Below are 12,182 nucleotides of genomic sequence, written 5' to 3' on the forward strand. Positions count from 1 at the left end.
GCGTCTCTGAGCACTCCCTCAGAATTGATGTTCGAATGCGGCGGTCCTGAATTTGACTGATCCGCAGTCCTGAATTCTCAGGCGTGCTTGTATTCACTGCGACTTACCGATCCACGGCGCCATTTTCTCATGATGACAATTTCTGATTTAAGATTCTGCTGGCAGAATGAGGAATCGCCGCAAGGCGACGAGCTGGACAGGCTTCCGGGGTCCGGATTCGAACTGGTCATCCCTTCACTTGTCGTTGCTGACAGCACAATCGCCGCCGTAACAGGACCCAGCGGATGTGGGAAAACCACGCTGCTGAATCTCATTGCGGGTATCCTGCGACCAATATCAGGCACCATCGTCGTGGATAGCTGCGATGTCTGTCATATGTCCGAAGCCCTGCGCCGCGATTTTCGACTGCGGCAGATCGGGATGGTTTTTCAGGACTTTCAGTTGATCAATTATCTGTCCGTTGTGGAGAACGTATTACTGCCGTGCCGCTTGTCACGAAAATCCACGATTACAGCAGAGCAAAGAACGCGGGCGACCGATCTTCTGGCCTCAGTTGGCCTGGCAGATAAATCAAAGAGGCCGGTGACACGATTGTCTCAGGGTGAAAGACAGCGCGTCGCCATCTGCCGCGCGCTGATTCGGCAGCCGTCGTTGATTCTGGCGGACGAACCCACTGGCAATCTCGATCCCGTAAATTCCAGACAGATCCTGGAACTGCTTATCCGGCAGGCACGAGCCGTCGATGCCACGCTGCTGATGGTCACCCACGATCACGGACAATTGGATGTGTTTGACCGGCGAATTGAAATGGAACAGTTCTTCGTCGGCTCTCAGGCAGCGTCGGGAGAACAATGTCCGTGCTAACGCTTTTGTCGACGCTGAGACAGGCCTCGTTTCTGGCAGTTCAGGCACTGAAGTGGTACCGAGGTCGGTCGGCCATTATTGTGATGTGCCTGGCAATCGTGCTGGGGCTTCCGGTCACGATGCGTTTCATGCTGGAAGATTTTCGCCACGAGATTACCGCCAGAGCCGAAGCAACGCCCTTGTTAATCGGCGCGGCCGGCAGCCGGATCGATCTGGCACTGCATTCGATGTATTTCGACGGGCCCGCCCCGGCTCGAACGACGATGCAGGAAGTGGACTCCGTGCAGAAATCGGGTTTTGCCACAGCCATTCCAGTTTACCAGCGGTATCGAACACAAAGTCGCAATGGCAATCACGGAGCGGCCATTGTCGGAACAACTCCCGAATATTTTGAGTTCCGCGATCTGACAATCGCGCGGGGGCAGCCGCTGGCATTTCTGGGTGATTGCGTTGTTGGTTCTCGCGCGGCCATCCGCCTGAATCTTCACCCGGGCGATTCCGTCTTATCGGCCCCTCAAAATGCATTTGATCTGGCGGCCGATTACCCGTTGAAGATGAATGTTGCGGGCGTGCTTGCTCCCACGCATTCTCCCGATGACGACGCAGTCTTTGTTGATGTCCGTACAGTCTGGGTGATCGACGGAATTGGACATGGACATCAATCGCTCAACCAGCAGTCGGACGAAGATCTCCTGCTGAAGAAGAATCGCAGCAGCGTCACTGCCAGCGCTGCCGTGCTGCCCTATACGGAAATCACTGAGGACAACATCGATTCGTTTCACTTTCACGGTGAACCATCGGAATTCCCTGTAAGCAGTGTCATCGTAGAACCACATAGTGAACGTGATCGGCTGCTGTTGATGGGACGCTATCAGGCGGCCGATTCGTCCGTGCAGATGATTCAGCCTCCCGCCGTTGTGGCTGAATTGCTGAACATGGTGTTTCGAGTGGAGCAGTTCGTCCGTTTCAGTTCTCTGATCGCCGTCTTCGTGACCATGATCCTGCTGGGCCTGGTGTTGTTTCTGTCACTTCGGCTCAGACAGCCCGAAATGGATACGTTGTTCCGACTGGGTGGGAGTCGTTCAATGATCGCTGCCATTGTATCCACGGAACTTGCGCTGATGCTGATTCTGTCCGCAGCCCTGGCGGTATCCATTGCGATGCTTTGTCGCAATCAGCTGGCGGGGCTGATCCGCCAGATGCTGTTCTGAGGCAGTCCCGGGATTGTTCCTCACCGAAAAGAATGAAAACCAATCCTGCGGTGGCTTCAGACGTCTGAGATCCGGTCGAGCACATCCGAAGCGGTTTGGTCGAGCCGTGGCAGATTGTCGGCCGAAAGCAGATGGTTGTATTTGACGGCCGCTCCCGTGTTGAACAACACCACTGTCTCATCTTTTTGGATCCAGCCATTGCTGAGCAGTTTTTGAGCGGCCATCCAGATCGCACCACCTTCGGGTGCGGCATGAATTCCCTGATGTTGTGCCAGTTCGTAAACCCCCTGCATCAGTTCTGCGTCACTGACCGTGATGGCCGTACCGTTGCTCCTGCGAAGGATGTCCAGCATGATGAAATCGCCCACGGCTGCGGGCACTCGAAGCCCGGACGCTACCGTGGATGCATTCGGAAACATCGCGGCGGAGGTCTGGCCATCCTGAAACGCTTTTACGATCGGAGCGCAGCCTTCGGCCTGAACGACCACCATTCGGGGCCGTTCCGGGCCGATCCACCCCAGCTGCTGCATTTCGTCGAATGCCTTCCACATGCCAATCAGTCCTGTACCACCACCTGTCGGGTACAGGATGACATCCGGCAACTGAAGGCTGATGGATTTTCGATAGTCGGCCAGATCGAATGCGAGTTCGTAGCCCATTGTCTTCTTGCCTTCGATGCGAAACGGTTCTTTCAGCGTCGACAGGTCGAACCATCCGAACCGATCACATGCAGCCCGGCAGATGCGTCCACAATCACTGATCAGGCCATTGACGAGGTAAACCCGAGCTCCTCCGCAAACAGATTCCAGAATGTTGGCAGGAGGAGTATCCTGCGGGACAAAGATCACGCATTTCATGCCGGCTCTTGCGGCGTAGGCTGCAGCAGCGCCTGCGGCATTGCCAGCAGATGGCAGAGCAACGGTTGCGACACCGAGTGCTTTCGCGCGGGTGATTGCGGCGGACATCCCACGAGCCTTAAAGCTTTGGGTGGGATTGAAACCTTCGTCCTTGATCAGCAAATCATCAAATGCACCAAACGGTCCCCGAGATGTACATGGGAGCAGTGGAGTCTGCCCTTCGCCCAGCGTTACGGCGTCGTCAATATGATTGACCGGCATGACTTCGTGAAACCGCCACATCGATCGAATTCGTCGACTTCTGACGACTTCCGGAGTGAATTCGCTGCGAATCGCCTCCAGATCGTACCTTGCCAGCAGCGGTTTCCCCGCTTTGCTAAGCCCTTGAAGAACCTTGTGATCGTGAATTTCGCCAGTCTGTGAGCAAACGAGAGATGTGATCATTTTGATATGTTCGGGCTTCAGTCTTGTGGCGTTTCGCCACCTTTCGGTAAAAACTGCCAAAGGGCGACATCCAGCTGCATTTTCGGGCAATGACCTGAATTGTGCCGTCGTTCTGAGCGGTCGCTCTCCAGCGGATCCCAATCACTGTCGGGGCCGCAGCGAGGGCTGAAATACGTGGGCATGAATACAGAGAACATCACTGGAAGGCAAGGACGCCATGCCGGCGAAGAACGGAATCCACTTCACCCGTCTCTCGAATCTCGGGCTTCAATTCGCACAACAGACGGCACCAGCACTTGCTGCCGGGGCTGTGATTGCCCGTTTGTCGCTTGTCTGGCTGGGGTTGAACGGCGCAAGTACGTCGTCACTCATTGCATTCATACTGGCATTGAGCGTCGCATTCGCTTTGCTGCCAGCCTTCTGTGCCGGCGCGAGTCGATTGCTGGCGGTGGTCCGTTCGAAAGTAATATGGATGCGGCATCCTGCGGCAATTGCAGGTTTCTCCGCAGCCGCTCAGCTCGCCATTGTGTGCCTGATGACGATTATGCTGACGCGCACTTTCGCATTCTCCGCCGATTTGATGCTTCCGTCCCTGACGGCCGCGTCGGAAAGCATCCAGCTGACAACTCTGGATTCGGCGATGTTCCTGGTGCCATCGATTGCCTTGATGTCACTGATCGTACTGGTGGTCATCGGGACTTATCAGATTGGTTTTAAGCGGGCAGTAACCTTCGAACTGCGCGACGAATCCGCAGACAATCAGGAGAACGCATCCTTTTCGGATTTCCTGACGGTCAACGATCTGACACTGTTCGTCGTTGGCGCGGGGTGTCTGCTTTTGAATGTGTGGGAATCTGTGCCGCTTAACCTGGCGCCGATCGTTTTGATTGCATTCTCGCTTCTCATACGGCTGATGCATCCGGAGATTTCTCCCGTCGTCGGTCGCTCGGGTGGGGACAAAGAAAACAATCCAATGCCCGTAAGTCAGGCAATTCTGTCGCTGCATTACGGAAGACTTTTCGCTGCGTGCGTTGGATTTTCATGCGGCGCCTGTCTGTTATCGGGGGTTGTGGCCATCAGCTGGCCGCTGGTCGTCGCATCGCTCCTGACGACCGTCTTTATCCTGCGATTCCAATTGCATTCGGCCATCCAGCGATTCATTCCCGGCAGTCTGGTGGCTATTGCCGGACTACTTGCATTGGCCCTGCTTCCGGTCTGTCTTGAAACATTTGCGGACCAGCAACTGGCGTTAAAGTCTTCGGGGCGATCAGCCATCTATCAATTGGCCTTCACGACACTTCCGCTCACCCTGCTGTTTGTCGCTGCTTCCTTTTCGTTGTTCTCTATTCCGTTGGCCAAACGCAGACCTGCCTTGAAACCGGGCGATGAAAGTCGCCCGCAAAAAGCAGTTTCTCCCCCGTTCGGCTCGACATCGGTTGCGTCGTCGCTGCTGTTGCTCGCAGCTGCGTTGGTGTTTGTGGCGTACCGCGGTAGTTGGGCGGCCCCATACCTTCAGGATGTGACTGTTCTTCTGACGCTGTCGGTGTTGTGTCTTGCGATCGGTAATGCCATCATCGTCTGGTTGCAGAATTCTGACAGAGCGGTGGTTTCAGAACCATCAGGGCGAATTCGTGCCTCCCTGAGAAGTTCAGCAGTCTCCATCGCTCTTGTCGTGATTGTGGTGGCGAGCTGTTTCTATGCCGGACTGAAAGCGCCGGATATGGCAACTCTGTCACGGATGGTTTTTTCTGATCGTGCGGTTGTTGCCGTTCAGCTGGGCGTTTCAGACGACCTGATTACGCATTCGGATGCAAGTCGTCTTGTGGAAGAATCTCTTTCCCACGACGGCCCGGTGACTGTGTGGAGGCGATCAGCCAAGTTGCTGGAGTTTCGACGCAACGGGGAGCTTCTCGGCCATGTCAGTACAGATACCGAACTGACACCTCAACCCATCGAAGAAATGCTTCCTGCTATTTTGCCACTGACGGCGCACCCGTCGCCGCACCGCATTTTGCTGCTCGGTGACGATGGGGGCGTGTGCCTGAAAACCTGCCAGAAATTCCCTGTGCGTCGAGTCGTGGCGATTCGTACTGACCTGCCTGCCACGAATCTGGCTCGTAAATACACCTGGAAGACACAGGAACCGACGGTTGACCAGGATCAACGAATCACGATTCGCCACGCCTCTTCAGAGATCGCTCTGCATCAGCAGCCGGAAACGGCGTTTGATGTCGTCATCGATGCTCAGCCTGCAACGCTGATATCCGGACAGACGTCAGCGTTTTCGGCAGAACGTTATCAGACAGCAAAGATCCAGTTGAGCGACGATGGCATCTATTGCCAGAGACTCGTCACAGCGCATCTGGGAGCCAATGACGTTCGCCGCGTGCTGGCGACGGCAATGTCGGTATTCGACAATGTCGTCCTGGTGCAGTCAGTTCCCGGCGACATGGTTCTGATGGCTTCGAAAGCCTCCCGACCTCTGCCCGGGGATCATATTCTTTCGCGTCTGCAGCAGGATTTTGTTCGGGCAGAGATCGCCACGGCCGGTTGGGACTGGGCACAGGTGGCCATCCTTCCCATGCTGGATGCCAATGATCCTCTTGGTGTCTTCAACAAGGGCGACCTGCCGTCCATCGCACGAGTGAGCAGCAGCGAATCTCTACTGCAGATGCCGTTGACGCTGACACAACCCCGCGCGTGGCAGTCTGAAATGCAGCAGGCATTTGCAGCTTATGAGATGCGAATTGGTGAAGCGGTTGACGACACCGAAATGCAGCACGAGGTCAAACGCCGCCTGACCGCTTTGTCGCAGCAGGTTGAGATTCTGGCTGGTATGCCGGATGAACCCTGGACGTACCGAAAATCTCTGCGTGTTGAAATGCAGCGAAGTCCTCGGCCGCCGGTAGAGACGGTCTCAAACGGAAAGATCGTTCGTTCGCGGCATCCCACCGATCAGTATCATCTGGACTACTTTCGATCGCTGAGTAATTCGATTCGGCGGGTGATGACCGGAGAACACAACATTGCGGCGTTTGAATCCCTGGATACGTTTACGGCGCGGTATGAGCCACTGCTGAGTCTTTTTGCGCATTATGAAATCGTTCGCCTGCACGAGATGGCGGATCATCCTGCACCGGCCGATGAATTCCGCCACCGTCTACACACGGTGTACTTTACGGAAGCTTCCGACGCGTCGGTTCGGCCCGTGGTAGCGGCGTTGACTCAGCTTGTGGATCATCCGGACATGATTCCATCGGATACAGAGCGATACGACATGCTGAATTCGCTCGTGCAGAAACTGATTGAACGTTGGGAAGCCCGGACGGCCTGGGAACCCCGATCTGCCATTCGCGTCCAGAATGACGTCGATCAGTCGGTGCGAGCGACAAATCGAGCGGTGGAACTCATGGAAGAGTTGCATGCGGTTACCGGTGTCAGTCGAGACGACTTTCTCAATCGTCGCCGTTATGTGAACGCTGCCCTGATCAGCCCGCTTCGCCAGTACCGCGATCAGGTTCTGGCTCACCGTATGAAAACGGCACCGGCCAGCGTCCCCGGCAATGAGGACCCGGATGACCTTCCAATGCTGGTCAGCCCGGACCCCGACACCCTGATGTCCACCAACTGATTCATGGTTGAGGGCCTTCTGGATGTTAAACCGGGCACTTTACCGACCGGGTTGCCGCAAAACTGGGAAGCGAAGTTCTCGCAGTCGAGAACAAAGAAAGCGGAAATCGACCGAATCGGCGCGAGATCCGAAAGGGCTTCCAAAAGGGAACCGCGTTACTAAGATAACGCCCGAAAGCCGCCCACAACCGCGACCAGGATGCACACTCTGTGGACATCGAACAGGTGATCAAGGTTTCGTGAATCCGGTTTGCGAAGGCGAAGACCCTTCATCAGCGACTGACCCGTGGAACAGAGGGCAATCGCTGCGGCTCACATTTCTGTGCTGTCACTTCCAATAGAAGTGGCAGCAATCTATCGATTTGATCTCGTATCTGCGGATTGAAACACGCACATGCATCGCATTACCAAAGGGCTGGATTTGCCAATCAGCGGCGTTCCGGAGCCCTCTATCGTGCAGGGACCTCTGGTCACTCAGGTTGGTGTTGTCGGAGCGGATTACGTTGGCATGAAACCCTCGATGCTTGTGCAGGCAGGCGATCGAGTGAAACTGGGCCAGCCTTTATTCGCAGACAAGAAGACCGAAGGTGTCGTGTTCACTGCGCCGGCCGCAGGTCGCGTCATCGAGGTGAATCGAGGCGATCGGCGAGCGTTCCAGTCCGTCAACATCGAAATCGATGGTGATGATGCTGTGGAGTTCCCGAAGCTGGGCGAAAAACTTGACACGGCCAGCCGCGAAGAAGTGACCAGCCTGCTTGTCGAAAGCGGCATGTGGACATCGCTTCGAACACGGCCCTTCAGCAAGACTCCCGTGCCGGGCTCAACGCCGCGTTCGATCTTTGTACAGGCCATCGACACAAATCCGCTCGCACCAAATCCGATGCCCTTCATTCGGGAGAATGAACGTGCGTTTGAGGTGGGTGTGATCGCACTCAGCAAGTTAACGGATGGTACGGTATTTGTCTGTCGTCCGACTGCCATCGCACTGCCAGGTGACTCTGTGCAGGGTGTGCAGCGAGCAGAATTCGAAGGTCCGCACCCCGCCGGTTTGCCCGGAACCCACATTCACCTGCTGGATCCGGTTGGTCCCGGCAAAGTCGTCTGGCACATCAATTACCAGGACGTCATCGCTATCGGTCAATTGATGCTGACCGGTCGTTTGTTTGTGGACCGTATTATTTCTTTGGCGGGACCTGGCGTTCAGGCACCACGAAACGTTCGAACACGGCTGGGTGCATCGGTCACTCAGCTGGTGGATGGCGGACTGAAGGACGGTCGGCAACGAGTGATCTCGGGCAGTCCGCTGAGCGGTCGGGCAGTCGTGGCTCCGATGGATTACCTTGGGCGATTCCACCTTCAGGTCAGTGCAGTTCCGGAAGGCGATCAGCGCGAGTTTCTTGGCTGGATGTCCCCCGGGGCCGGAAAGTTTTCTGTGCGGCGCGTCTTCACATCTGCTCTGGATCGGGCGAAACGATTCGCCTTCACCACCAGTACAGAGGGAAGCAAGCGGGCCATGGTGCCGATCGGTATGTATGAGCAGGTGATGCCGCTGGATATTATTCCAACCTTCCTGCTGAGAGCTCTGATTACCGGTGATACCGATCAGGCCCAGTTGCTGGGTGCTCTGGAGCTGGACGAAGAAGACTTGTCGCTTTGCACTTTCGTGTGTCCTGGCAAGTACGAATACGGCCCCATTCTGCGGTCGCGTCTCCAGCAGATTGAAACTGAGGGCTGATCCGCCGTTGCGGTTCGCCGGATTTAATAACGACAGTTTGTCACGATTCTCGTTTTGAGTTCCAACGAATGAAATTCTTACGAAGCACACTCGATCGGGTCGAGCCGCTTTTCCACAAAGGTGGGAAGCTGGAGCGGTTTTACCCGGTCTACGAGGCGATGGATACTTTCCTCTACACACCAGGGGAAGTCACAACCAGCGCGTCGCACATCCGCGACGGACTCGACCTGAAGCGAATGATGATTACCGTTGTCATCGCCCTGCTGCCCTGTATTTACATGGCTTGCTGGAACACGGGGTTTCAGGCCAACAGGGCCATTCAGGCTCAGTTCGGAGAATCACCAACACCTGAAGCCGTTCAGGCAATTGTTGATTCCATTGGCTGGCGTGGTGCTGCCCTGCAGGCGATGGGTTTCGACTTTGCCGCTGGCCCTTCATGGCTCTTCAACGTGATGCACGGCCTGCTGTATTTTTTGCCTGTTTACCTCGTAACGAATATCGTCGGGGGGACATGGGAAGCCATTTTCTGCATCCTGCGAAAGCATGAACTGAATGAAGGCTTTCTGGTCACCGGTATGCTCTTTCCGCTCACTCTGCCTCCGACCATCCCGCTTTGGCAGGTGGCCATTGCCATCAGTTTTGGCGTGGTTCTGGGCAAGGAAGTCTTTGGCGGTACTGGCAAGAACTTCCTGAACCCCGCTCTCACAGCTCGAGCGTTCCTGTACTTCGCTTATCCCGGATATGTCATCGGTGACAAAGTGTGGGTGGCTCTGGATGGTTACACAGGTGCAACCCTGTTGACGACAATGGGATCTCAGCGTACCGCCGCTGGCAGCGAATTTGCAGACGTCTGCAAGCAACTGGATCTGACCTGGCTGGATGCGTTTCTGGGGTGCATTCCGGGTTCCATGGGCGAAACATCGACGCTGGCGTGTCTAATCGGAGCGGCCTTCCTCATTATCACGGGGGTTGGTTCGTGGCGTATCATGGCGGGAGTCCTGATTGGTTCGATGGGATTCGCCACCTTCCTGAACGGTGTGGGCAGCGACACCAATGCGGCGTTTCAAATTCCTGCAAGCTGGCATCTGATGACCGGCGGGCTGGCATTCGGCCTGGTATTTATGGCGACGGATCCCGTTTCTGCAGCGATGACAGAAAAAGGAAAGTGGATCTACGGGATTCTGATTGGATTTATGACCATCGTTGTTCGTGTTCTGAACCCAGCGTTTCCTGAGGGCATCATGCTGGCAATTCTATTCGGCAACGTTTTCGCTCCAGTGATTGACTACGTCGTTGTTGGACAAAACATCAAGCGAAGGATGGCCCGCAATGCAGCGTGATTCGATTCAAAACACATTCCGCATGGCAATTCTGCTGTGTCTGGTCTGTTCCGTCATGGTTTCCGCAACAGCCGTCGGTCTGCGAAGTACTCAACAGGCCAAGAAGGAAGAATTCCGTCAGCAGAACATCCTGAAGGCGGCCGGTCTCTGGGAAGAAGGTGCCGACGCCAAGGCGCTCTTCAATCAGTATATCACCGCTGAGGTGCTGGATTTCGAAGAAGGTCGAACGACTGAGCGATACGAGCCGGATGCCAAAGAACTGGATCCGAAGCTCTCAACTCGCGACTCAAGCATGAGCAAGCCCATCGATGGCAGCGAAGAAACCGGGGACGATATTGCGTCCATACGGGTCCGCGAGACATACACGGTTGTTTATGAAGTCCGCGAAGACGGAAAGCTGAAAACCCTGATTCTGCCTATTCGTGGCTATGGACTTTGGTCCACGTTGTGGGGCTTCATCGCACTTGACTTTTCAGATACCACCGCGGATCCCCAATCACTGACAGTGAAGGGGCTCACCTATTATTCGCACGCCGAAACCCCCGGACTGGGTGGTGAAGTTGATAACGAAAACTGGAAAGCCAAGTGGCAGGGTAAGCGGGTTTACGACGAAGCGGGTGATGTACTTCTGGAAGTCTCCAAGAGTGCTGCTGGCGACTATCAGGTGGACGCACTTTCGGGGGCAACGCTGACCTCCAATGGTGTCACGAACATGCTGAAGTACTGGCTTGGACCACATGGATTTGGCCCTTACATCAAGTCAACTCTGGCCGGGAAATAAAGGTCATGGCAGAACCAAACGAAAAACAGATCCTTCTGGATCCGATGCTCAATAACAACCCGATCACTCTGCAGATTCTTGGTCTGTGCAGTGCGTTGGCTGTCACGACCAACATGCAGACGGCGGTTGTGATGTCCATTGCAGTGACGCTGGTAACAGCCTGCTCGAGTGCGGCTGTTTCATTCATCCGCGAGTCGATTCCCGGCAGCATCCGCATCATTGTGCAGATGACCGTGATCGCGTCGCTTGTGATCATCGTTGACCAGATTCTTCAGGCCTATGCATTTTCGCTGAGCCAGAAGCTGTCCGTGTTCGTGGGTTTGATTATCACCAATTGTATCGTGATGGGCCGCGCGGAAGCGTTTGCAATGAAGAATCCTCCGATGCGAAGCTTCCTTGATGGCATCGGAAATGGTCTGGGTTACAGCCTGGTGCTCTTGCTCGTAGGTTTTGTCCGCGAACTCACAGGGTCCGGCAAGCTCTTTGGAATCACTATACTGAAACCAGTGACCGATGGTGGCTGGTATGTCACCAACGGTTTGATGTTGATTTCGCCCAGTGCGTTCTTCCTGATCGGGCTTCTGGTCTGGCTGAACCGCACGCTGCGGCCCAATCAGGTGGAACCCGACTAACGCTGATTACTCCCGTGATGCAATCCGCATCGTTTGAATTGCCTTAATCTCTCAGACTATCAGGCTGAAAGATGGATCATTATCTGAGCTTATTTGTTAAGTCGATCTTCCCGGAAAACCTGGCATTAGCCTTCTTTCTGGGGATGTGCACGTTTCTGGCTTTGTCCAAAAACGTGAAGACAGCGTTCATGCTGGGGATCGCGGTCACGGTGATTCAGGGCATCACAGTGCCGGTGAATAATCTGATCTACCAGTGCCTGCTTCAACCGGGAGCACTGGAATGGCTAAGCCCGGGCCTGAAAGAACAGGATCTCGGTTTTGTCGGTCTGATCAGCTACATCGGCGTTATTGCGGCCATGGTTCAAATCCTGGAGATGGTGCTCGATCGTTACTTCCCTGCCCTCTACAACGCCCTTGGTATCTTCCTGCCACTGATCACTGTGAATTGTGCGATCCTGGGAGGAACTTTGTTGATGGTGGAGCGAAGCATGACCTTTACCGACAGTGTCGTCTTCGGATGGGGCTCCGGACTTGGCTGGGGAATGTCGATCGTTGTACTGGCCGGGATTCGTGAGAAACTAAAATACAGTGATGTTCCATCCGGACTTCGGGGTCTGGGGATCACATTTATCACGGTCGGATTGATGGCTCTCGCCTTTCAGGCGTTTTCCGGCATCAAGCTCTGATC

At 55.1% G+C, this 12,182-nt stretch carries 9 protein-coding genes; 8 read left to right on the forward strand and 1 reads right to left on the reverse strand.

What is annotated here, in order from left to right:
- Positions 1-129 precede the first annotated feature (129 nt).
- Positions 130-864, forward strand: a complete 735-nt coding sequence (locus tag R3C20_20110; GenBank protein MEZ6042811.1) for an ABC transporter ATP-binding protein — start codon at positions 130-132, stop codon at positions 862-864.
- On the forward strand, positions 858-2,075 hold the full coding sequence (locus R3C20_20115; protein MEZ6042812.1) for an ABC transporter permease: 1,218 nt from the start codon (positions 858-860) through the stop codon (positions 2,073-2,075). Before R3C20_20110 ends, R3C20_20115 begins: the two co-directional genes overlap by 7 nt.
- A 56-nt stretch (positions 2,076-2,131) precedes the next feature.
- On the opposite strand, the gene R3C20_20120 is transcribed toward R3C20_20115, so the two are convergent.
- Positions 2,132-3,376: a threonine synthase gene (locus R3C20_20120; GenBank protein ID MEZ6042813.1), complete on the reverse strand. Its 1,245-nt coding sequence runs from the start codon at positions 3,374-3,376 to the stop codon at positions 2,132-2,134.
- A gap of 217 nt (positions 3,377-3,593) precedes the next feature.
- Here R3C20_20120 and R3C20_20125 point away from each other — a divergent pair, with 217 nt between their 5' ends.
- The 6 genes from R3C20_20125 (at position 3,594) to nqrE (ending at position 12,180) form a co-directional block, all read left to right on the forward strand.
- A complete protein-coding gene (locus R3C20_20125) occupies positions 3,594-7,007 on the forward strand; it encodes a hypothetical protein (GenBank protein MEZ6042814.1) in 3,414 nt (1,137 codons plus the stop codon).
- Between the two features lie 393 nt (positions 7,008-7,400).
- A complete protein-coding gene (locus R3C20_20130) occupies positions 7,401-8,741 on the forward strand; it encodes a Na(+)-translocating NADH-quinone reductase subunit A (GenBank protein MEZ6042815.1) in 1,341 nt (446 codons plus the stop codon).
- 68 nt (positions 8,742-8,809) lie between these two features.
- Positions 8,810-10,081 (forward strand): NADH:ubiquinone reductase (Na(+)-transporting) subunit B, encoded by a 1,272-nt coding sequence (locus tag R3C20_20135; protein ID MEZ6042816.1) that lies wholly within the window; start codon positions 8,810-8,812, stop codon positions 10,079-10,081.
- The gene (locus tag R3C20_20140) at positions 10,071-10,862 is read left to right on the forward strand and encodes a Na(+)-translocating NADH-quinone reductase subunit C (GenBank protein ID MEZ6042817.1); all 792 of its coding nucleotides are present in this window, start codon (positions 10,071-10,073) and stop codon (positions 10,860-10,862) included. The genes R3C20_20135 and R3C20_20140 overlap by 11 nt, the downstream gene beginning before the upstream one ends.
- Positions 10,863-10,867: 5 nt before the next feature.
- Complete coding sequence (locus tag R3C20_20145; protein MEZ6042818.1) at positions 10,868-11,494, forward strand: NADH:ubiquinone reductase (Na(+)-transporting) subunit D; 627 nt, start codon at positions 10,868-10,870, stop codon at positions 11,492-11,494.
- Positions 11,495-11,565: 71 nt separating this feature from the next.
- Positions 11,566-12,180, forward strand: a complete 615-nt coding sequence (gene nqrE, locus R3C20_20150; GenBank protein MEZ6042819.1) for an NADH:ubiquinone reductase (Na(+)-transporting) subunit E — start codon at positions 11,566-11,568, stop codon at positions 12,178-12,180.
- Positions 12,181-12,182 lie beyond the last annotated feature (2 nt).

The sequence above is a fragment of the Planctomycetaceae bacterium genome, from assembly GCA_041398825.1.
Taxonomy (GTDB): Bacteria; Planctomycetota; Planctomycetia; order Planctomycetales; family Planctomycetaceae; genus F1-80-MAGs062.

What these genes read in the sequence shown, in the direction of transcription:
- R3C20_20110 (MEZ6042811.1), top strand. Translation starts at nt 130, where the DNA reads ATGATGACAATTTCTGATTTAAGATTCTGCTGGCAGAATGAGGAATCG.
- R3C20_20120 (MEZ6042813.1), bottom strand. Translation starts at nt 3,376, where the DNA reads ATGATCACATCTCTCGTTTGCTCACAGACTGGCGAAATTCACGATCAC.
- R3C20_20125 (MEZ6042814.1), top strand. Translation starts at nt 3,594, where the DNA reads ATGCCGGCGAAGAACGGAATCCACTTCACCCGTCTCTCGAATCTCGGG.
- R3C20_20130 (MEZ6042815.1), top strand. Translation starts at nt 7,401, where the DNA reads ATGCATCGCATTACCAAAGGGCTGGATTTGCCAATCAGCGGCGTTCCG.
- R3C20_20135 (MEZ6042816.1), top strand. Translation starts at nt 8,810, where the DNA reads ATGAAATTCTTACGAAGCACACTCGATCGGGTCGAGCCGCTTTTCCAC.
- R3C20_20140 (MEZ6042817.1), top strand. Translation starts at nt 10,071, where the DNA reads ATGCAGCGTGATTCGATTCAAAACACATTCCGCATGGCAATTCTGCTG.
- R3C20_20145 (MEZ6042818.1), top strand. Translation starts at nt 10,868, where the DNA reads ATGGCAGAACCAAACGAAAAACAGATCCTTCTGGATCCGATGCTCAAT.
- nqrE (MEZ6042819.1), top strand. Translation starts at nt 11,566, where the DNA reads ATGGATCATTATCTGAGCTTATTTGTTAAGTCGATCTTCCCGGAAAAC.